At 56.1% G+C, this 20,394-nt stretch carries 20 protein-coding genes; 18 read left to right on the forward strand and 2 right to left on the reverse strand.

Annotation, left to right across the window (positions count from 1 at the left end; genetic code table 11):
• The first annotated feature begins 7 nt into the window (after positions 1-7).
• The 18 genes from HMPREF0576_RS02245 to HMPREF0576_RS02330 all read left to right on the forward strand — a co-directional run bounded on the left by HMPREF0576_RS02245 (position 8) and on the right by HMPREF0576_RS02330 (position 17,832).
• Positions 8-202 carry a hypothetical protein gene (locus HMPREF0576_RS02245; RefSeq protein ID WP_004009758.1) on the forward strand — a complete coding sequence of 65 codons (195 nt, stop codon included), beginning with the start codon at positions 8-10 and terminating at the stop codon, positions 200-202.
• Entirely contained in the window at positions 174-1,028 is an 855-nt protein-coding gene (locus HMPREF0576_RS02250; protein ID WP_004009757.1) for an NAD kinase, read from the forward strand. The genes HMPREF0576_RS02245 and HMPREF0576_RS02250 overlap by 29 nt, the downstream gene beginning before the upstream one ends.
• Positions 1,028-2,755 (forward strand): DNA repair protein RecN, encoded by a 1,728-nt coding sequence (recN, locus tag HMPREF0576_RS02255; protein ID WP_004009756.1) that lies wholly within the window; start codon positions 1,028-1,030, stop codon positions 2,753-2,755. The genes HMPREF0576_RS02250 and recN overlap by 1 nt, the downstream gene beginning before the upstream one ends.
• On the forward strand, positions 2,752-3,930 hold the full coding sequence (gene steA / locus HMPREF0576_RS02260) for a putative cytokinetic ring protein SteA (protein ID WP_004006614.1): 1,179 nt from the start codon (positions 2,752-2,754) through the stop codon (positions 3,928-3,930). The genes recN and steA overlap by 4 nt, the downstream gene beginning before the upstream one ends.
• Before the next feature lie 42 nt (positions 3,931-3,972).
• Positions 3,973-4,953: a copper transporter gene (locus tag HMPREF0576_RS02265; protein ID WP_004009755.1), complete on the forward strand. Its 981-nt coding sequence runs from the start codon at positions 3,973-3,975 to the stop codon at positions 4,951-4,953.
• A 42-nt stretch (positions 4,954-4,995) separates the two neighbouring features.
• A complete protein-coding gene (locus HMPREF0576_RS02270) occupies positions 4,996-5,745 on the forward strand; it encodes a hypothetical protein (RefSeq protein ID WP_004009754.1) in 750 nt (249 codons plus the stop codon).
• 54 nt (positions 5,746-5,799) lie between these two features.
• Positions 5,800-7,506 (forward strand): murein biosynthesis integral membrane protein MurJ, encoded by a 1,707-nt coding sequence (gene murJ, locus HMPREF0576_RS02275; protein ID WP_004010535.1) that lies wholly within the window; start codon positions 5,800-5,802, stop codon positions 7,504-7,506.
• Complete coding sequence (locus HMPREF0576_RS02280; RefSeq protein ID WP_004010536.1) at positions 7,503-8,765, forward strand: glycosyltransferase family 4 protein; 1,263 nt, start codon at positions 7,503-7,505, stop codon at positions 8,763-8,765. The genes murJ and HMPREF0576_RS02280 overlap by 4 nt, the downstream gene beginning before the upstream one ends.
• On the forward strand, positions 8,758-9,438 hold the full coding sequence (locus tag HMPREF0576_RS02285; RefSeq protein WP_004010539.1) for an NUDIX domain-containing protein: 681 nt from the start codon (positions 8,758-8,760) through the stop codon (positions 9,436-9,438). The genes HMPREF0576_RS02280 and HMPREF0576_RS02285 overlap by 8 nt, the downstream gene beginning before the upstream one ends.
• Before the next feature lie 221 nt (positions 9,439-9,659).
• Entirely contained in the window at positions 9,660-10,379 is a 720-nt protein-coding gene (locus HMPREF0576_RS02290; RefSeq protein ID WP_004006620.1) for a helix-turn-helix transcriptional regulator, read from the forward strand.
• 90 nt (positions 10,380-10,469) lie between these two features.
• A complete protein-coding gene (gene sufB / locus HMPREF0576_RS02295; RefSeq protein WP_036324173.1) occupies positions 10,470-11,915 on the forward strand; it encodes a Fe-S cluster assembly protein SufB in 1,446 nt (481 codons plus the stop codon).
• The gene (gene sufD / locus HMPREF0576_RS02300; RefSeq protein WP_004010540.1) at positions 11,916-13,085 is read left to right on the forward strand and encodes a Fe-S cluster assembly protein SufD; all 1,170 of its coding nucleotides are present in this window, start codon (positions 11,916-11,918) and stop codon (positions 13,083-13,085) included. It begins immediately after the preceding gene.
• Positions 13,082-13,393 (forward strand): Rieske (2Fe-2S) protein, encoded by a 312-nt coding sequence (locus tag HMPREF0576_RS02305; protein WP_004006623.1) that lies wholly within the window; start codon positions 13,082-13,084, stop codon positions 13,391-13,393. The genes sufD and HMPREF0576_RS02305 overlap by 4 nt, the downstream gene beginning before the upstream one ends.
• Before the next feature lie 66 nt (positions 13,394-13,459).
• Positions 13,460-14,224: a Fe-S cluster assembly ATPase SufC gene (gene sufC / locus HMPREF0576_RS02310; protein WP_036324481.1), complete on the forward strand. Its 765-nt coding sequence runs from the start codon at positions 13,460-13,462 to the stop codon at positions 14,222-14,224.
• Entirely contained in the window at positions 14,225-15,562 is a 1,338-nt protein-coding gene (locus HMPREF0576_RS02315) for an aminotransferase class V-fold PLP-dependent enzyme (RefSeq protein WP_004010541.1), read from the forward strand.
• Between the two features lie 18 nt (positions 15,563-15,580).
• Positions 15,581-16,123 carry a Fe-S cluster assembly sulfur transfer protein SufU gene (sufU, locus tag HMPREF0576_RS02320; RefSeq protein WP_004006626.1) on the forward strand — a complete coding sequence of 181 codons (543 nt, stop codon included), beginning with the start codon at positions 15,581-15,583 and terminating at the stop codon, positions 16,121-16,123.
• 4 nt (positions 16,124-16,127) lie between these two features.
• Entirely contained in the window at positions 16,128-16,604 is a 477-nt protein-coding gene (locus HMPREF0576_RS02325; protein ID WP_004010542.1) for a metal-sulfur cluster assembly factor, read from the forward strand.
• Positions 16,605-16,719: 115 nt separating this feature from the next.
• A complete protein-coding gene (locus tag HMPREF0576_RS02330; protein ID WP_004010543.1) occupies positions 16,720-17,832 on the forward strand; it encodes an oxidoreductase in 1,113 nt (370 codons plus the stop codon).
• A 64-nt stretch (positions 17,833-17,896) separates the two neighbouring features.
• Here the strand turns inward: HMPREF0576_RS02330 and HMPREF0576_RS02335 are convergent, their stop codons facing one another.
• Positions 17,897-18,667: a hypothetical protein gene (locus HMPREF0576_RS02335; protein WP_004010544.1), complete on the reverse strand. Its 771-nt coding sequence runs from the start codon at positions 18,665-18,667 to the stop codon at positions 17,897-17,899.
• Positions 18,668-18,731: 64 nt separating this feature from the next.
• Positions 18,732-20,342, reverse strand: coding sequence for an ABC-F family ATP-binding cassette domain-containing protein (locus HMPREF0576_RS02340; protein WP_004010545.1), 1,611 nt, complete (start codon positions 20,340-20,342; stop codon positions 18,732-18,734).
• Positions 20,343-20,394 lie beyond the last annotated feature (52 nt).

The following is a 20,394-nucleotide window of genomic DNA, read 5'->3' on the forward strand; positions in this document are numbered from 1 at the left end:
GAAAGTTATGGAACAGGAAGTCCGGGGTATGCTGGGGACGACACCGCCGGAACAACCGCAGACAGGAGACGACGTGTGTCAGGATTTGGGAGGATACGCGGATTGCTGCGGAGCCAGCGAAGCTGAGCCCGCTGATGAGTATCAACCTCCCAGCCCGGAATTAGTCCAGAAATATGCACGAAAGGCGCATCCTGGTGAGTAAAGAACGAACCATTATGGTGTTTCACCACCATTACCGCCAGCCCGCTATTGTGGCGGCAGCCAGTGTCCGTGGATACCTGGAAAATGCGGGAATCACTGTGGTAGATCGCACCAGTTCGGAGCCGATTGAGCTCATCATTGTGCTGGGTGGGGACGGAACCATTCTGGAAGCTGCGAATATCGCTCATCGTCAGGGCGTCCCGGTCATTGGAGTTAATCTGGGGCACGTGGGATTCCTCGCAGAAGCGGAGGAAGAAGAGCTTGGCGAGCTGTGTGAGCGGGTGGTGCGCGGTGAGTATCAGGTGGAACGCAGAATGTGCATCGACGTGGAAGTGCGTCATCCTGATGGTTCAGTGCAATCAGAGTGGGCTGCCAATGACATCGCGGTATTGAGCACCGATAAAGGTCATCCCGCCCTGCTGGCTTTTGGTGTTGATGGAGAAGCGGTTTCCGAGTACGGGGCGGACGGTTTAATCGTATCGACTCCGACGGGGTCTACTGCCTATAACTTTTCGGTCGGGGGTCCGGTGGTATGGCCTGATGTGCAAGCCTTGGTGCTTTCCCCACTAGCTGCGCACGGTTTATTTACTCGTTCCCTGGTGCTGGGTCCCTCATCAGTGCTAGAGATTCAAGTGCTGCCCCAACAGGTGCAGGACTGCGAAGTCTGGGCTGATGGGAGACGGATTTTGCCCGCACCTTTAGGGTCTTCTATTCGGGTCACGAAGTCCACCACCGATATGCAGTTGGCGCGATTGGTATCCCTGCCGTTCTCCGCCCGGTTGGTGAAAAAGTTTGGTCTACCCGTGGAAGGGTGGCGAGGTCGCTAATGCTGGAATCGCTGCGGATTGAAAATTTGGGGACGATTAGCTCCGTCGCGCTGGAGTTTAGTCCAGGGTTTACGGTCATTACTGGCGAAACTGGCGCCGGTAAAACTATGCTGCTGACTTCGCTGGACTGGCTGCTGGGGGCAAAAGTCGAGCCCGCACTGGTTTCCCACGGTGCTCAGAAGGCCGTGGTGGAGGGTAGTTTTCAGGTGGATAACGCGGCTGGGGCAGTCGTGGAAGAAGCTGGTGGGGTGGTTGAGGACGGCGTAGCCGAGGTGTCAAGAGTGGTGCCCCTAGCTTCACGTTCCAAGGCTCACCTGGGAGGACGCACGGTTCCTGCCGCTATCTTGGGGGAGTTCGGTTCTAGCTTGGTGTCGGTTCATGGTCAAGCCGCGCAAGGTCGGCTACGTACCGAGCGGGCTCAACGTGACGCGTTGGATGCTTATGGAGATGAACCTCATAGGCGGGCTTTGGAACGGTACCTTCGAGATTGGGAGGCTTTGAGTCTCGCCCAGAAGGCTTTTACTCAGTGGGAAACCAATGCTGAAAAGCGCGAACAACGCCGTGAAGTGCTGGAACGGTTTTGCGAGGAGTTTGACACTCTCCGACCTGAAGATGGCGAATTTACGGAACTTAGTGCCAGTGTAGCGAAACTGTCCAATGTGGAAAGTTTGCGTGAAAATGTTGCGGCGGCGCTGGGGGTAATCGAAAATGAGTCAGATTCCACCCCGGCAGCCACCGATTTGGTCGCCGTGGCTACCCGAGCGTTACAGCGGGCGGCGGAAGAGGACTCGAGCTTGCAAGAAGTCGCGCAAAGCGTGAGTGGAGTCGGGTATGCCCTCGACGATGCGGCTCGTGAGTTGGGGGTTTATCTGCAGGATTTGAATGCTGACCCGGAGGCGCTCCAGGAGGCTTTAAGCCGGCGAGCCACGTTTACCGATTTGAGTTTACGCTTGGGAGTGGAACCGGAAAACTTGGGCACGGCGTGGCAGGATACCGTTACCGAGCTGCAAGGTTTGCAGGGGGGAACGGAACATTTAGAGCAGCTGCGCCTCGCGAAGGAAGCTGCGACCGAGGCAGTAAACCAGTCGGCAGCAAAACTGCATGAGGCTCGTGAAAAAACGGCACGCGCGCTCTGCAAGGCGATTAATGCGGAACTGGTGGGGCTGGATATGAAAGACACCCAGGTCAACGTGGAGGTCCGCCAAAAGGAGCCGGGTGCCCACGGCGCTGACCGGGTTGAGTTTATGCTGCGCCCGCATCCGAAAGCTCCTGTGCTGGCATTATCTAGCGCCGCCTCTGGCGGGGAACTTTCCCGTATCATGCTAGCTCTGGAAGTGACCCTGGCAGACCGGGGTTCTCGGTTATCCCAGACCAATCAAGCTGTCCATAACCCGCAGAACGTCGGGACTCGTGGCACTTTTGTGTTCGATGAAGTCGACGCGGGGATTGGAGGGCAAGCTGGTATTGAGGTCGGGCGGCGTCTGGCACGTCTGGCTCAGGAATATCAGGTCATTGTGGTGACTCACCTGGCACAGGTCGCGGCGTTTGGAGACAGCCAGGTGCAGATTACCAAGAGTGGTGGGGAGAGCCGGATTACCGTGCTGAATCAGGAATCGCGACGCGAGGAGCTGGCGCGGATGATTTCCGGGACGAAGCTCACAAAAACGGCGCTTGCGCACGCCGATGAGTTAATCGAACTGGCTCGTGTGGGACAATCGGAGTCATGATGGCATTGTTTGGCCGAAAACGTAATCAAAAGACAGGAACCAACCTGGGCGGTCTGGTACGCATTGATACGCGTACCAAAAATCTGACAAAACGCTTGGGTGCTGGAGAAGTCGCCGTTATTTCGCACCAAGATTTAGACTGGGTGGCTGCCGAGTCACTGAAGGCAATTGAACCTGCCGCGGTGCTGAATGCAGAAAAGTCCACTTCTGGACGATACCCGAACCAAGGACCGAAAGTCCTCATTGAGGCAGGAATTCCCCTCATAGATGACTTAGGTTCCGACATTATGAGCCTGAAAGAAGGTCAACGCGTCGAAATTCGGGATAACCAGGTGTTTTGTGAGGGCAAGCTGGTTGCAGAAGGAGTGCGACAGACCGAGGAAACGAACGCTGCCAATATGGAGGCTGCGAAGGCTTCCCTGGGCGTCCAGATTGAGGCTTTCACTGCCAACACTATGGAATACCTAAAGAAAGAACGGGATTTGATTCTTGATTCCGTGGGTGTTCCGGATTTGCGGACGAACTTTACCGGGCGCCAGGTCTTGATGGTGGTACGTGGTTACAACTACAAAGAAGACCTGTTGATGCTCAAGCCCTACATTCGCGAGTATCGCCCCATCCTGATTGGAGTAGATGGCGGTGCGGATGCGCTGTTAGAGAACGGTTTGAAGCCTGACCTGGTGGTGGGCGATATGGACTCCGTGACCGATAAGGCACTGACCTGCGGGGCGGAAATCGTGGTACATGCCTATCCCAATGGAAAAGCCCCCGGTTTGACCAGGGTGCAGGAACTTGGTGTGGAGCACGTAGTGTTCCCGGCCGCGGGCACGTCTGAAGACATCACGATGCTTTTGGCAGATGAAAAAGGTGCCGAACTCATCGTCGCCCTGGGAACCCACGCCACCCTGGTGGAATTCCTGGACAAGGGGCGTGCCGGAATGTCCTCAACCTTCCTGACCCGCTTGAAAGTTGGCAGCAAACTCATCGATGCCAAGGGCGTTTCCAAACTTTATCGTCCTCGAATTGCGAACTGGCAGATGGGCTTGTTAGTGGTGGCTGGTCTGTTGGCAATGCTGGCAGCATTGGGCTCAACCACCGGCGGACAGACTTTCCTGGGGCTGGTGGCTGCGAACATGGATGCCTGGTGGCATGGCCTGAGGGGCTTGATTGGATAACTGAGATTGTGAATTTGTGAAAGTTAGATTGGAAGAAAACTTATGATTGATTTTCGGTATCACCTGGTTTCACTGGTGGCGGTTTTCTTGGCTCTCGCGGTGGGGATTATCCTTGGCGCTGGACCGTTGGCGGATCCCATCGGGGATACTTTGACTGGGCAAGTCGACAAGCTCCGGGAAGATCGTAATCAGCTCAACGATCAACTGACCCAAGCCCAGTCTCGAATCAATGTGCAAGACCAGACGGTGGAACAGTTCGCGCCGCGGATATTCAACGGACTTCTGCAAGGTACGGGGGTCGCGCTGGTGGTGCTGCCGGATGCCGAAGCTGAAGACGTGAAATCCGTGAGTGAAATTGTTACCGCGGCGGGTGGTAGCGTCAACGCTCAAATCAACTTACAAGACAGCTTCTTCGCCCCCGCTAAACAGGCTTATCGGGAGGCGCTTTCCGGTCAAATCAGACAGTATCTGACCGATACCGCCCGCGCCACCACACCGGAATCCACTTTGGCAGCGGCGATTGGTCAGCTGATTTTCACCGGTCAGAATGATTCACTTTCTGGAATTCTGACGGTGGAAGAAACTCCCCTCATTCAGGTTGCTAACCCGGCGGCTCAACCGGCTCGCTCCGCGATTATCGTGGGTTCCGGTCCGCTGAAACCGCAGAATGAGAAACAGCAGAAGGCGTCGGAAAAAAGAACCAAGAGCATCGTTGAATTCGCACAGACCCTCAATACGTTTGCCTCGGGAGTGGTGCTTTACGGTTCGGCTCACGGAGAGAACGACCTCTTGACCAAAGTGCGGGCGGACGGAAACCCCGTTCCCACGGTGGACGGTATCGGTACCAAAACGTCACTCCTTTCTCTGCCGTTTGCTTTGGTGGCGCGCATGAATGGCACCGCTGGAGCCTGGGGCAGCGAACAGAAAGCCTCCGCCCTGGTGCCGCCCTTCATGGAAGTTCCTGCTCCACCCGCCACAACTGAGGCCCCCGCCGCCCCAGCCGAGTCTCCAGCTCCACAGTGAGACTCGGTCAAACGATTCAGGAACAAAACCGGAAGGCGAGTTATGCAGATTAACTTCCAGCGCACGAATTTCCACGGCCGGAATGTGAGCCTCTGGGGAGGGACAGCAGTCGGTGTCTTGCTGCCGGTAGCTCAAATCATTTCGGGAAGGCGGAATTCTGCGGCTCTGCAAGTCGCTATAGCTGCAGCGGGTAGTGCCGCGGCAGGGTTCTTTGACGACATGTCTGACGGCGATGCCACCAATAAGTCCACGAAAGGGCTGCGCGGTCATATCGGGGCATTGAAAGAGGGGCGATTGAGTCCTGGCTTGATTAAAATGTTGGCTCTCATGGCTACGGGGGCTGTGGCAGCTCGCCCACGTCGCGATATTTGGGGTTGGATGATCCAAGCCGGGGTTATCGCGGGGAGTGCAAACTTGGTCAATCTGTTGGATCTCAGACCGGGACGGGCTCTCAAAGTGGCGTTACTGGGAGGCGCTGCCGGATTCTTACCCGCTCACAGTGGGTGCAACTTCGCACGTCGACGCCTGGCGGCAACAAACTGTGCTGTTATCGTCGCAGCCCTGCCCTTAGACCTGCGTGAAGTCACCATGTTGGGTGACACGGGCGCAAACGCTTTGGGAGCGGCTTTGGGAGCCACCTGGTCGCAGGGAAGAACTACCCGCACCAACCTCATGACCTTGGCGGGAATTGCTGCCCTGACCTTGGCTAGTGAAAAAATCAGTTTCTCGAAAGTTATCGACAGTCACCCGGTGTTAAAAGCTGGGGACAACTGGGGACGTCTGCCCGCGTAGGATTCGCGTGGAACGCCGCGTTACATAAACAGTCCGAAAGGTGAGTAAACCGATTTGAGAAAGCGTGAAAAAACCGTTACGAACCCGGTAGCCGCTTTAGCAGGGGCAGCCGGGACCGTAGCGGTGATGACGCTAGTCTCCAGGATTTTTGGTTTCGGACGATGGTTGGCGCAAGCCACCTGGGTCGGCGCGGACACGGTCGGCAACGCCTATGCCTCGGCGAACCAAATCCCCAATGTGATTTTTGAGGTCGTGGTCGGGGGTGCTTTGGCTTCCATTACCATCCCCCTGTTGGCTCAAGCCATTGCCGGCTCGCTGAAAGACGATGTGAATCGTATCGCTTCGGCGTTGCTCACCTGGACACTGACCCTGCTGGTTCCGCTGGGGTTAATAGTTTTCGTGGCAGCCGAGCCCATTGCCGCGGTGCTGCCTGTCTCGGTAGGTTCCGACGTTGCCACGCAAAATGCGCTGACAGCTTATTTCCTGAGGGTGTTTGCCCTCCAGATTCCCCTCTACGGGGTCGCCGTGGTGCTAGGGGGAATCCTCCAAGCTCACCATCGGTTTGCCTGGCCAGCCCTGATGCCGGCGTTTTCCTCCGTAGTAACCATTGGTGCCTATGCAGCCTACGGCGTCGGGAGCGGCTCTGACCCGACCGAATACACGGCTATTACCGCCCTGGCATGGGGAACTACCGCAGGCGTGCTGGTGCTGAGCGTTCCACTTTTTATTCCCGTCTGGAACCTGGGGGTGCGCCTCAAACTCGTATGGAAGATGCCCCGGGAACAATTTCGGCAAGCTCTCACTTTGGGAGCCTACGGTATCGGTGCTCTGCTGGCAGCCCAAGGCTACATGCTTGCCACATTGTTCCTGACCCGGTGGGGCGGGGTGGAAGGCACGATTAATGTTTTTCAGTATTCCCAAGCTATCTATCTGCTGCCCTACGCGCTGTTCACCTTTCCGGTCGCGACTGTCGTGTTCCCGCTATTGACCAGGAGCTTCGCCGCGGGACAGACCGCAAAAGCTGGAGAGCTGACCACCAGTTCCACCGCGTTGATTGCGGGTCTGTCTCTGCTGGGTGCCTCCGGTTTGATCGTGGTGGCACCCGGTATGGCAGCCATTTTTGCATGGAACCGACCCATTCCGGGACTGGAAATGGCAGTCGTAGCGATGGCTCCCGCCCTGGTGGGATACGCCTTGCTCTATCACCTGTCAAGAGTGTTTATTGCCCTTAATCATGCCCAGCATTCCTTTTTCGCAGCACTGCTGGGATGGGGGATAGCTGCTATCAGCGGATGGCTGCTGATTCTCGTTTTGGCGCCTTCGCGCGGTAACGGTGTTGCGACGCTCCTCGCACTGGGCGCTGGCAATGTCCTGGGTATGAGCGCCGCAGGGGTTTATCTGCTGATAATGTGGGGACGTCTCCAGGTGGGTTCTCCGGCACAAGTGTTGCGGGCACTGTTGATTGCTCTGCCGGGCGCTGTCCTGGGGGGCGCTTTCGGGCGCTTATCCTATGCGGGGATCATGACCCTAGACCTGCCCCTGGGAGTGCTCTGGGCAATTCTCGCAGCCGGTTTTGTGGCGGTAATCTGTGCCTTGCCGGGACTGAAAATCATTGCCACGCCCTTCTGGAAACAAACCCGGGCCGCCCGCCAGGTTCCCGAAACCGTCGAAACAAGCGAGAACCTTGAGCAATACTCCTCCCCGCAGAATCTCCGACAGTCCCAACTGCAGACACCGCGTTCGGAAGAAGGCGAATCGTGAAAATAACCATGGTGATGGGTGAAGCCGCACACTCGATGGGCACTTTCGTGGCATCCCTTTCCAGCGCTCTGGTAGCGAAAGGTCACGATGTTCAGATTATCGCGGAACCCACCAGCGCTAAGCGGTATCGTCTCAAGAATGTTTTGCCACTGTGGCTCGTGACACCCCGGAGATTGTTCCTGATAGGTACGAATTTGCGACGATTGCGCCGGGCACAAGACGTGTTAAAAAACTCTGATGTCATCCACGTTCACGGGTTGAAAGCGGCGCTGTATGCTCTGGTATTGACCACGTTCATGCCTAACGCTCCGCCACTTTTAGTCTCGCTTTATGAACTGAATGATGAACGTCGGGATACTGTTTGGCGGCGGTTGCTGTTTCGGTGGATGGATAGCCGGGCCTCTCTCATTTCGGGGTCCTCGCTGCGCTTGACCGCAAAAATTGACCGCAAATCCTCGGCGGATACTGATTCGGCAGTGTCTTTCCTGGTCAGCCCCAGGGTAGAGAAACTCTTGCAGACCGGAATGCTCAATCGTAAGGAGCGGGTGAGTAACTGGACCAAATTGGCAGCCGCGGAACGGTTGCGCAACCGTGGTCAGCTGGTGCTGGGAATTGGTCCAATTGAGCAAGGAAAGCGTTTTGACCGGTTCGTTCGTGCTATGCAGCGGGTGACTTATCCAGCCACAGGAGTGGTCATCGGGGATGGGGATCCGCAGCTGCTGGCGGGTTTGCGTTCTTACGGCACCGACGCACAAGTATCTTTCCTGGGGTGGCGCAAGTCCTTGGATACCTGGTTGCAGGCAGCGAGCGTGTTGGTGATTACTTCGGAGTGGGAGTCGCGGGGTTTCATCGCCCAAGAAGCCATGAGCTTGGGGCTGCCGATTGTGGCTGCTCCGGTTGGAAAATTGCGGGATATCCTGCTGCCCGCCGGAGTGGCGGTGGAAAGCCCCCCCGGTGAAAGTTTGGCCAGAGGGGAACACCTCGCGGGAACGTCGCCAGAGGCGGAACTGGGCATCGGCAGCCTTGTGGTAGACACAGACGATGCTGATGCGACAGCTCAAGCCATCACAAAACTGCTCGCTAACCCCAGTATTTGGTATGAAAAGCAAGAGTCTGCGAGACATCGCGCCGCAACCTGGCCGACTACCGACCAAGTCGCTAGTGAATGGCTGGGATTCTATCGGCGATTCCAATCGGCGCAGTCCCAGCCAGAAAACCAGAGCACCCCGAAACCACAAACAGGAGACCACAATGACTGATAACCCCTCGCAGTTGGCGTCACCAACAGATGAGCGAACCGAATTTCCCGTAGTGGATTCCAAGGAAGTGTTTAGGGGTAAAGTCTTTTCTTTGCTCACCGAGCAGGTTAGCTATGGAGACGGGATGGCGACTCGGGATTTTGTGAAGCATCCGGGGGCGGTAGCCATCGTTCCTCTGCGGGAAGGCGCAGAGAGCGATTCGGGAGGGCCGGAAGTACTGCTGATTAGCCAGTATCGTCACCCGGTGAGGGCGACCTTGTGGGAGATTCCTGCGGGACTGCTGGACATCGCGGGGGAGGACCCGCTGCGGGCAGCGCAACGGGAACTCGCGGAAGAAGCCGACTTGCGGGCTGCACGGTGGGATGTGCTGGTGGATTATTTCACCACGCCAGGCGGATCGTCTGAAGCCCTGCGCGTGTTCTTGGCTCGCGATTTAACTCTGATTCCGGTACCGGAGCGCAGTTTTCAACGTGAAGCTGAGGAAGCGTTCATGACGCGACGCTGGGTGGGGCTGGGAGATGCCGTGGCAGCGATTTTTGCGGGTCAGATACACAATCCTTCTGCGGTCGTGGGAGTGTTGGCTATCGCGCTGGCGCTGGGGTTGCCAGATGTTTCCCCGGTTTCGTTACGTCCGGTGGCAGCCCCGTGGTTTCGGAAAATCTATCAGGATTAGCCTTGGTGCTAGCCGGGGAAGGTCCCTTTTCACTGACACTGGCGGGGTTAGACTGACGGGGATTCAAAAATGATTTCTGATACACTTCTGTTGCGCAATTTTTCAATAAAACCCCTGTTTGGCGTGTTTTGGCGGGTTTTAAGCAATGACTAGCTTGGGAAAATATGCTAGATTTAGGAAAGTCATAGTTGATGTAAAGATTTTGACGAAGGGGGAGCGGGATGCCAGCAATCGTAGATGATCAGGGCACCCGTCAAGTCGTTCTGGACCTAATCATTGAAAAGGGTCCCATTACCGCTTCTGTCTTGGCTAATATCCTCAAACTTACTCCGGCAGCAGTTCGGCGCCACCTCATCTATCTGGAAGAAAGTGGGCAAATCGAGAACCTTGAAGCCACCGGAAAGATTCGCGGTCGCGGACGTCCGGCACGTCACTATGTAGCGACTGACGCTGGACGTGCTACGTTGCCAGATGGTTATTCGCAGATGGCGAACAAAGCTCTGGACTACTTGCAGCAGGTCGCCGGGGATCAAGCCATCGAAGACTTTGCCAACCGGCACTCGCGGGAGGTGGAACGCCGCTATGCTCCGGTGGTTCACGCTGCCGGAGACGACCCACAAGCGCGGGTTGTCGCTTTGGCAGATGCACTGGCGCAAGATGGCTATGCCGCGACCGTTCGACAAACTGCGCACGGGTTGGCGCTGCAACTTTGCCAAGGATCCTGCCCGGTGCAGGACGTGGCCAAGTCCTATCCAAAACTTTGCGAAGCCGAAACGCAGGCTTTTTCTCGACTGCTCGATACCCATGTGCAGCGTCTCGCCACTCTCGCCGAGGGGGATCATGCCTGTACCACCAGCGTGCCGCTAACCTTGCGCAAAAACGGAACCGTGAGCAGCATTAATGTGTTGAGCGGGGTGAAGGTCGCGCGTCGGGGGGAATAAAATAGTGAGGATGTCTCCTGGTGGCTCTTGAGAGTTAAGCCCCGGATGAATTGTCTAGACTTAGAGAAAACCTCGGATGAAAGGATAGAGATGAGCGATGCTCTGACTGAGTCAGATCAGAAAAAGCGCGCGGATGATGAGATTATCGAATCTATTTCCGATAAGTACGAGTTCGGCTGGCATGATTCCGATGCTGCTGGGCAAGCCGCAAAGCGTGGCTTGGATGAGGACGTGGTGCGCTACATCTCCAAGATGAAAGATGAACCGGAATGGATGTTGAAACTGCGATTGAAAGCCCTGAAAATCTTTCAACGCAAACCCATTCCGAACTGGGGTCCCGATTTGAGCTTCCTGGACTTTGACGAATTCAAGTACTTCGTGCGGGCAGCCGATAAAGTGGCTCAATCCTGGGATGACCTGCCCGAGGACATCAAACAAACCTATGACCGTCTGGGTATTCCGGAAGCGGAGCGGCAACGCTTGGTGGATGGAGTGGCTGCCCAGTACGAATCGGAGGTCGTTTACCACCAAATCCGTGAGGACCTCGAGAAACAAGGCGTTATCTTCCTTGATACCGATACGGGATTGAAAGAATATCCTGAACTGTTCCAGGAATACTTTGGGCGGGCAGTACCGGCAGGAGATAACAAGTTTGCTGCCCTGAACACGGCGGTATGGTCCGGCGGTTCTTTCATCTACGTTCCCAAGGGAGTGCAGTGCACAGTTCCCCTGCAGGCGTACTTCCGCATCAATACCGAGAGCATGGGTCAGTTTGAGCGGACATTGATCATCGCTGACGAAGGTTCCTACGTACACTACGTGGAAGGCTGCACCGCCCCGATTTACCAATCGGATTCCTTGCACGCCGCCATCGTGGAAATTTTTGTGAGAAAGAATGCCCGCGTGCGCTACACGACCATCCAAAACTGGTCGAATAACGTGTTGAACCTGGTGACCCAACGCGCCTTTTGCGAGGAAGGCGCCACAATGGAGTGGATTGATGGCAACATCGGTTCACGCATCAACATGAAGTATCCCTCGGTGTATCTGCTGGGCGAACACGCTCACGGCGAGACCCTGTCCATTGCCTTCGCGGGCAAGGGTCAGCATCAAGACACCGGCTCAAAAATGCTGCATCGGGCACCGCACACGTCCTCGCATATTGTCAGCAAATCTATCTCGCGGCAAGGGGGGCGTTCGTCATACCGGGGTCTGGTCGATATTGCCGAAAATGCCACCGGTTCCAAGTCCAACGTGCTGTGCGACGCCCTGCTGGTGGACACCATTTCTCGCTCTGATACCTATCCCTATGTGGACGTGCGCAACGACGAGGTCGAAATGGGGCACGAGGCAACTGTTTCCAAAGTGTCCGAGGACCAGCTGTTCTACCTGATGAGCCGGGGACTGACTGAGACGGAAGCGATGGCAACCATCGTGCGCGGATTCGTAGAGCCTATTGCCAAGGAACTGCCGATGGAATACGCCTTAGAGCTGAATCGACTAATTGAACTACAGATGGAAGGCTCGGTGGGTTAAATGACTGAAGTGACTATGCCAACTGGCGATGCGCTGACCGCACCGACCCCAACTCGACTGACCTCCACGTCAGTAGAGGATTTTCCGATGCCTACCGGACGGGAAGAAGCCTGGAGATTTACCCCTCTGTCCCGATTCACCGGTTTACTGGAAGAATCTCTGGAGGGCGGCGGTGCCAAGTTTGCGATAGATGGCGTGGCTTTGCGCGCTGACGAACCAGTCCAGCCCGAGGCGGGTGTGACCCTGAAACTGTCCGCGTTGGTGGGGCTGTCACCACTGGCAGGAGCACCTTTCGATCGTGCCGGAGTGGTGGGTTGGAACAACATTTCCCAGACCCTTGACGTGGCGGTTACAGGCGTGGTTAGTCGACCGGTCTGGATTGATGTCACTGCGGAAGGCACCGACACGGTCGGTCACGTGCGGATACATGCGGAAAAGAACTCCCAAGCCACCATTGTGCTGCGTCACCGTGGTGGCGGTTCCCTGAACGAGACCTTGGAAGTGAAAGCGGAGCCGGGCGCGAAACTGAACGTGGTTAGCCTGCAAACTTGGGACGACACGGCGGTACATGTAGCGACTCAACAGGTGACTTTGGGTGAAAACGCCAGCGTGAAACACGCCAACGTTACTTTGGGAGGGGACTCAGTCCGTATTGCGATGGGAGTGAACCTTCCTGCAGAACGCAGCGATTTGAACTTGTTGGGGCTGTACTTTACTAACTCAGAACAACATCAGGAACACCGGCTGTTCATTGAGCACAAGGGGCAAAAGTCTAAGTCCCGGGTGACCTACAAAGGGGCTTTGCAAGGTCAGGATGCCCATGCCGTATGGGTTGGTGACGTTGGCATCGGGTCGCAGGCTTTCGGGACTGATTCCTACGAACTGAACCGAAACCTGGTGCTGGGTAAAGGACCCCGCGTGGATTCCGTGCCGAATCTAGAAATTCATAACGGCGAAATCGAAGGTGCCGGACATGCTTCCGCAACCGGCAGATTTGACGATGAACAGCTGTTCTATTTGCAAAGTCGTGGCATCGATGCAGTCAATGCGAAACGACTGGTGGTGCGGGCGTTCTATGCGGAGCTATTGAATATGCTAGAAATACCGGAACTGACCGACTATGTATTGGAAACCGTAGATAGCCACCTGAGCGTAGGGAGTTTGCAATGAGCTTTATTAATGTTGCCAGTGTTGACGAGATTGAGCCGGGAACCGGCAAAGAAGTTAGCGTGGAAGGCACCGACATCGTAGTATTGCGCAGCGATGAGGGAGATTTTCACGCGATGGCAAAGGAATGCCCGCACGCCGGAGTATCCATGGTGGACGGCATTATTGAAGATGGCTGTGTGGAATGCGTCGCGCACGGGGCACAATTTGATTTGGAGACAGGTCAGCCCCTGTCTCCGGCGTACGACCCGCTTAAGATTTACCCGGTGCAAATTGTTGACGGATTTATCGCGGTGGATTTGAAAGCATAACAAAGCCCGTCTCAGCGTGGGAAACGTGTGAGTCGCTCGGAATGGAACAAGAAACAGGAGAAAACAGTGTCAGTGTTGGAAGTAAAGAACCTTAAAGCCCAGGTGGAGACTCCAGAGGGACCAAAAAAGATTTTGAAAGGCGTAAACCTGACCATCAACTCCGGGGAAGTACACGCCATTATGGGACCCAACGGTTCGGGCAAATCGACTTTGAGCTATGTCTTGGCAGGACACCCGAATTATGAGGTTACCGGTGGTGAGGCTCTGCTGGACGGAAAGAATATCCTGGAGATGAGCGTGGATGAGCGCGCTCGGGCGGGTTTGTTCCTGGCGATGCAGTACCCCGTCGAAGTTCCTGGCGTGAGCGTGTCGAATTTCCTGCGTGCTGCCAAGACCGCGGTGGCGGGGCAAGCTCCGTCGCTACGCAAATGGATGAAAGAAGTCAACGGCGCTTTTGACGACTTTAAGATGGAGAAAGAATTTGCCAGTCGGGATTTGAACGCGGGTTTTTCCGGCGGGGAAAAGAAACGCTTGGAAATCCTGCAGATGCAGCTGTTGGCACCACAGTTTGCGATTCTGGACGAAACGGATTCCGGCTTGGATATTGACGCCCTCAAAATTGTTTCCGAAGGTATCAACCGGGTTCACGAGTCTGCCAATACAGGAATCCTGTTGATTACCCACTATTCCCGGATTTTACGCTACGTACATCCCGATTTCGTTCATGTTTTTGTGGACGGGCGCATCAGCAAAGAAGGCGGACCCGAACTGGCAGACGAACTCGAAGCTGAAGGCTACGACAAGTACCTGGGAGCCTCGACGGCTGCCTGAATGCGGCACGACAGGCAAAGGGAAGGAGTGGTCATGGTTACAGTCCCGAAGACGACAGATTTTAGCCCGGCGGAGCTCGCCCGGATGCGTGCGGATTTTCCGATTCTGACCATTCCGGGACGTGATGGTCAGCCCCTCGATTACCTGGATTCGGGGGCAACCTCACAAAAGCCGGCAGCGGTGTTGGATGCCATTGACGATTTTTACCGTCGTCACAATGGGGCGGTGCATCGCGGCACCCACCAGCTCGGCGACGAAGCAACCTCCTTGTTTGAAGATGCTCGGCAGGACGTGGCGGACTTCTTAGGGGTGAGCGACCCCGAAGAAATCGTGTGGACTTCGGGGGCAACCGCAGCGTTAAACCTGGTGGCCTACGGGTTTGCAGCTGCTACCTGGGAGCGTGCAGGCGGTCCTTTTGCCTTGCAGCCCGGTGATGAAATCGTGTTCACCAGGGCGGAGCATCACGCTAACCTGGTGCCGTGGCAGTTGGTCGCTAAACGTACCGGAGCTGTGACGAAAGTCATCGAACTCACTCCTGACGGGCGCGTGGACGTGAATCACCTGGAGGATGTCATTACGTCGCGCACGCGGGTGGTTGCGTTCACGCACCTGTCCAACGTGACGGGAGCGGTGACAGACATCGCGCCAATTATTGCTGCCGCCCGGGCAGTTGGTGCCATCGTCGTGATGGATACCTGCCAGTCCAGTGCTCACCTGCCGCTGGACGTGGATCAGCTGGGCGTTGACTTTACGTGTTTTTCCGGGCACAAGATGCTTGGACCCACCGGGGTAGGAGCTTTGTGGGGGAGGCGTGAGTTACTCGAGCAGCTGCCGGTATTCCTCAGTGGCGGTTCTATGATTGAAAACGTCACGGTGGAAGAAACTACTTTCATGCCGGCTCCCTATCGGTTTGAAGCCGGTACACAGCCGGTAGCCCAGATTGTCGGGTGGGCTGCCGCTTGCAAATACCTGCAAGAACTGGGGATGGAACGGGTCGCTGCACACGAACAGGCTCTCACCGCTTATGCCCTGCCGAGACTGGTCGAGATTCCCGGTGTGAAGGTGCTGGGTCCCACCGACATGACGCATCGCGCGGGGGTGTTGTCTTTTGAAATGAAGGGGATTCATCCTCATGACCTGGGGCAATACTTGGATTCTCAAGGGGTGGCGGTACGCGTGGGACATCATTGTGCCATTCCGCTGCATCGGTTCTTTGGGGTAAGCGCCTCCACCCGAGCCACGTTCAGTCCCACCACGACTATTGAAGAGGTTGATCGTTGGCTGCAGGCGTTACCCCAGGCCGCGAAGTTCTTTGGGGTTACACCCGAGGGTGACTGATAGACAGAAGGAATACAAGTGAACGAACTGGAAAACCTGTATCAACAGCTCATCTTGGAGCAGTCCAAAGCTCGGCATGGTGCCGGTACTCTGCCCGGCTGGGCTGCGAGTTCCCACCAGGTCAATCCGACTTGCGGAGATGAGGTTACACTGCAGGTGAAAGTGACAGACGGAAAGTTGCGTGAACTGGTGTGGGACGGGCATGGCTGCTCGATTTCGCAAGCGTCTCTGTCGATGATGTGGGAGCTGGTGCAGGGACAGGACCTGGAAGCCGTGCACGGGCTGGAACAGGATTTCAACGAAATGATGCATTCACGTGGTCGAGGGGTGGACGAAGACCTACTCGATCGCCTGGGCGATGCATCCAGTTTGGAAGGAGTCTCTCGGTACGTCAATCGTGTGAAATGCGCTCTGCTGGGGTGGATGGCTTTGAAAGATGCCCTGGCTCAGGCGGAAGTGACGGATGGAACCGGCGGCGGGACCCAGACGGCGCCGCACTGTGACCCGAAAGTGATGAACCGGACTTGTGACCCGCAACACCCCCAAATGGCAAAGGAATAAATCCATGAGCGAAGAACCCTTGAGCAAAGAATTATTGGACGAATTGGGAACTCCCAACACCAGCGCGATGGTGGAATCCGAGGGCAGCGCCACGCCAGCGGGGGCAGTAACCGTGGTCGAAGGGGTAGCGGCGGACACCGTGTCGGCACCAGGAGCAGAGCTTTCCGAGGAACAGCGAGCTCTGGTGGAAGAAATCGTGGAACTGCTGAAGGACGTCATCGACCCGGAACTGGGCATCAACATCGTGGATTTGGGGTTGCTTTACGGGCTGCACCTGGACGGAGATGCCCTGGTCATTGATATGACTCTGACCTCTGCCGGCTGCCCGCTGACGGATATGATTGAACGCCAATGCCGTTTTGTGCTGGAAGATTTGATGAAAACCGTGTCAATCAACTGGGTGTGGCTGCCACCGTGGGGTCCAGACAAAATCACTGAGGACGGTCGCGAGCAGCTGCGGGCTCTCGGTTTCAACGTGTGATTCACTCAGAGGCGAATTTGTGCTGCCTGGGGCGGGCTAACGTATTTCACAGTTAGATTTGGCTTGAGGAATAACATGGGCGCAAAGATTCCTCGGCTCTTGTTAGAATTACCCCATGTCCCACCTTTTTACGCCGTTTCGACTGAAAAACCTCGAGACCCGCAACCGCTTGTGGATGCCGCCGATGTGCCAATTTACCGCCTCTTCCGAGGGACCGTCTGCGGGTTGGCCTAACGATTGGCATGAAGTTCACTACGGTGCTAGGGCAGCAGGCGGGGTGGGCGCTGTCATCGTGGAAGCGACCGCGGTGAACCCGGAAGGACGCATTAGTCCCTTCGATTTAATGCTGGATCGGGACGAGAAAATCCCCGCGTTCGCGCGACTGGCTACCCTCATCAAGGAAGGTGGCGCGGCTGCCGGCATTCAGATTTCTCACGCGGGCAGAAAAGCCTCCGCTTCTCCGTCCGGTACTCCCTTGGCTCCAGAAGACTCCGACTTGGGAGGAATCGGTTGGCATACGGTGGCTCCCAGTCCGATTCCGTTTACTGCCCGCCACGAGACTCCACGTGAAATGAGCGTCGCGGAGATTCGTCAGACACAAACGGATTTCGTCTCTGCCATCCGCCGCGCCCTGGAAGCCGGGTTTGATTTTGTGGAGCTTCACGGTGCCCACGGTTACCTGTTGAGCCAGTTTATTTCTCCGCTGACGAACCAGCGTACTGACGAGTACGGTGGTGACTTGCAGGGAAGGTTCCGGTTTTGGCGCGAGCTGGTCATTGCGATTCGAGGGGAGCTGGGAGAGAACTTCCCGCTCTTAATGCGAATTTCCGCGACAAACTGGGTACCCAGCGGAGCTTTCGGTCTGCAGCGTGACGTCACTCTAGAGGACTGGGGTCGAATCGTTCAGGATTTGGCAGCCTTCGGCGTTGACTTCATTGACGTGTCCACCGGTGGGCTGATTGCCGGGGTGGAAATTCCGCAGGCCCCCGGTTATCAGGTGAAATACGCCACTGAGATTCAAGACCGAGGCCCGCTTCCTGTTTCAGCAGTCGGCTTGATTACCGAACCGGCGCAAGCTGAGCAGATTTTGGTCAACGGTCAAGCTTCTGTGATTCAGGTTGGCAGACCGCTGCTGACTGATCCCTCGCTGCCATTGGCTTGGGCGGCACGTTTGGGCGATGAAGCCCCGATTCCCAAACCTTATATCAATGGCACTCCGCGCAGCTGATGTCTACCAGCCTTAAGTTCGAGGCGGCGCGACTATTGACCTTAGGGCAGCGGTTCAACGGGAACTACTTTGCCTTCGCAATCAGAGCTTGACCCAGATACGTCACGAATCGCTGCAATTCGGCACGCACCTCGTTAGCGTCCTTGACTGGATTCTTGCCGTCAAAATACACCCGAATTTCCAAGTTACCGACTCTCTGAAACACCCCGACTTCGGTAGTGGCAAGCTGGCCTTCACCGGGGTCCGTTCTGCTAGTCATCATCAAGCCGTCTTGGGCTCCGTCAAGCGGATAATCCGCCGCGGCGGTGGTAAACCGGAGGCTTTTGTCTCCGGGAGCCGTCACCGCATAAGTGGGACAGGCTTGTGCTAAATCCCGCTGGACTTTAATGGCTTTCTGAGCCTGCGCCACGGAATCATAAGCTCGCAGTTGAGTGCGCACAACGGTGGCGTGATTATTAAGGTTAGCTTGGGAAAAAGCAGCGGGGATGCTTTCCTGATCCGCATACGAGTCGAGGACCTTTTGCTGGCACTTTTCAGGTTTAAAGGTCGTCTGCCGTAACAAATCTAACGCTTGGTGATCGGCAGAGCGCATCGAAGCGGTGGTCTCTTCGTCATAGACTTTCAGGCTTTCACCTTTGAGTTTTAACCCACTCAAAATAATGGCCAGATTCGGACCGGAAAACTGTTTCACCATTGTGGGGAGGTCATCTTTTTGCTTGACATAAGCGCTGCCAGGGTCGTCCAGAGTCTGTTTCGTACCGGTGGCACATCCGCTCAATGTTACTGCCAGCAGCGCCGCCCCCAGGACGCTGGCGACGGTCTTTTGATAACGCATCAGTTTTCCTCTCTAGTCTGTTTCAAACAGTTTACCGTTTCGTGTGGTGTGGATAGACAACGGTTTAATCTACTTCAACCAGTTCCAAATAAGTTTCGTCCCACAGGTCCTCATCACCATCGGGCAGCAGCAGGACCCGTTGCGGATCCAGTGCCTTCACCGCGCCCGGATCGTGGGTGACCAAGATTACTGCCCCTTCATAGGTGGCTAAGGAATTTAGAATCTCCTCGCGCGAGGCAGGATCCAAGTTGTTGGTCGGTTCGTCCAGCAGCAGTACGTTCGCCCCGCTCACCACCAATGTGGCTAAAGCTAGACGGGTCTTTTCTCCGCCGGACAGCACTGCGGTGGGTTTATCTGCATCCGCTCCGGAGAACAGGAACTGTCCCAGCAGGGAACGTACCTGGGTATCGTCAAGTTCCGGAGCTGCCCGACGTAAGTTCTCTACCACGGAGAGGGAGTCGTCCAGCGTCTCGTGTTCTTGGGCGTAATAGCCGAGCTTCAATCCGTGACCAGGAACCACTCGTCCCGTGTCGCTGGTCTCCAAGCCAGCTAGGATACGCAGCATGGTCGTCTTTCCCGCGCCGTTGAAGCCTAACACCACCACTTTTGAACCGCGGTCGATAGCCAGCGTCAGATTGGTAAAAACTTCCAAGGAACCGTAAGTTTTAGAAATTCCCTCCGCGGATAGGGGAACTTTTCCACAAGGCTGGGGCTGAGGGAAATCCAGTTTGGCGACTTTTTCCTTCGGACCTTCCGCCTGGGTATTTTCCAGCAGCTGCGCCGCTCGGCGCAGCATCTGTTGGGCAGCCACAGCCTTGGTGGCTTTCGCGTGGAGACGTTCGCCTTGAGCTTGCAGGGCCGCGGCTTTCTTTTCTGCTACCGCCCGTTCCCGTTTCCGCCGTGCCTCATCATCAGCGCGAGCCTGCAAATATGCCTTCCAACCCATGTGGTACACGTCCAACACACCACGCATCGCATCCAAATACAAAACCTGGTTCAGGGTTTCGTCCAAGAGCTTGACATTGTGCGAAATAATCAGGACTCCGCCAGGGAATGAACGCAGGTACCCGCGCAGCCACACTATCGAGTCGTGGTCTAAGTGGTTGGTCGGTTCGTCCAGCAGCAGGGTGTCTGCCCCGGAAAACAGCACGCGTGCCAGCTCGACCCGGCGGCGTTGCCCTCCGGAGAGCGTCCCCAAAGGCTGCCGTAATGTTTCGTTAGAAATCCCTAAGTTAGCGGCGATTTGTGCAGCTTCGGAAGCTGCCGCGTAACCGCCGGACATGTGAAACTCCTGATCCAGGCGCACATATTTTTCCATGGCCTTTTGCTGTTTTTCGCCTGATTCACGACTCATCGCCTCCTCTGCTTTGCGGATGCGAGATTCGATGACATCCAGTCCGCGCACGCTCAAGATGTGGTCGCGCACTATCTGGTCGGGATCAACTTCCCGAGGATCTTGGGGAAGGTAGCCTGGGGCGGTCGACCGGGATACGGTTCCCTCAACTTGAATAGCATCGGGCAGACCGGTACCGCTCAGCAGTCTCATTAGGGTGGTCTTGCCGGCGCCGTTGCGCCCCACCAAACCGACCCGCATACCTTTGTTGACCTGGAATGAAGCGTGTTCCATCAGGATGCGATCCGCGATCCGTAAGGTGAGGTCAGTGGCAGTAATCACCCCAAGAGTTTAGTCGGAAAACCGCTAGAACTGAAAACCTGCTCAACCGACC

The organism is Mobiluncus holmesii ATCC 35242, from assembly GCF_000185445.1.
In the GTDB taxonomy this organism is placed as follows: Bacteria; Actinomycetota; Actinomycetes; order Actinomycetales; family Actinomycetaceae; genus Mobiluncus; species Mobiluncus curtisii.

Bases quoted from the DNA above. Each gene is read 5' to 3' on its own strand.
- HMPREF0576_RS02245 (WP_004009758.1), top strand. From the start codon at position 8: ATGGAACAGGAAGTCCGGGGTATGCTGGGGACGACACCGCCGGAACAA.
- HMPREF0576_RS02250 (WP_004009757.1), top strand. From the start codon at position 174: ATGCACGAAAGGCGCATCCTGGTGAGTAAAGAACGAACCATTATGGTG.
- recN (WP_004009756.1), top strand. From the start codon at position 1,028: ATGCTGGAATCGCTGCGGATTGAAAATTTGGGGACGATTAGCTCCGTC.
- steA (WP_004006614.1), top strand. From the start codon at position 2,752: ATGATGGCATTGTTTGGCCGAAAACGTAATCAAAAGACAGGAACCAAC.
- HMPREF0576_RS02265 (WP_004009755.1), top strand. From the start codon at position 3,973: ATGATTGATTTTCGGTATCACCTGGTTTCACTGGTGGCGGTTTTCTTG.
- HMPREF0576_RS02270 (WP_004009754.1), top strand. From the start codon at position 4,996: ATGCAGATTAACTTCCAGCGCACGAATTTCCACGGCCGGAATGTGAGC.
- HMPREF0576_RS02285 (WP_004010539.1), top strand. From the start codon at position 8,758: ATGACTGATAACCCCTCGCAGTTGGCGTCACCAACAGATGAGCGAACC.
- HMPREF0576_RS02290 (WP_004006620.1), top strand. From the start codon at position 9,660: ATGCCAGCAATCGTAGATGATCAGGGCACCCGTCAAGTCGTTCTGGAC.
- sufB (WP_036324173.1), top strand. From the start codon at position 10,470: ATGAGCGATGCTCTGACTGAGTCAGATCAGAAAAAGCGCGCGGATGAT.
- sufD (WP_004010540.1), top strand. From the start codon at position 11,916: ATGACTGAAGTGACTATGCCAACTGGCGATGCGCTGACCGCACCGACC.
- HMPREF0576_RS02305 (WP_004006623.1), top strand. From the start codon at position 13,082: ATGAGCTTTATTAATGTTGCCAGTGTTGACGAGATTGAGCCGGGAACC.
- HMPREF0576_RS02315 (WP_004010541.1), top strand. From the start codon at position 14,225: ATGCGGCACGACAGGCAAAGGGAAGGAGTGGTCATGGTTACAGTCCCG.
- HMPREF0576_RS02325 (WP_004010542.1), top strand. From the start codon at position 16,128: ATGAGCGAAGAACCCTTGAGCAAAGAATTATTGGACGAATTGGGAACT.
- HMPREF0576_RS02330 (WP_004010543.1), top strand. From the start codon at position 16,720: ATGTCCCACCTTTTTACGCCGTTTCGACTGAAAAACCTCGAGACCCGC.
- HMPREF0576_RS02335 (WP_004010544.1), bottom strand. From the start codon at position 18,667: ATGCGTTATCAAAAGACCGTCGCCAGCGTCCTGGGGGCGGCGCTGCTG.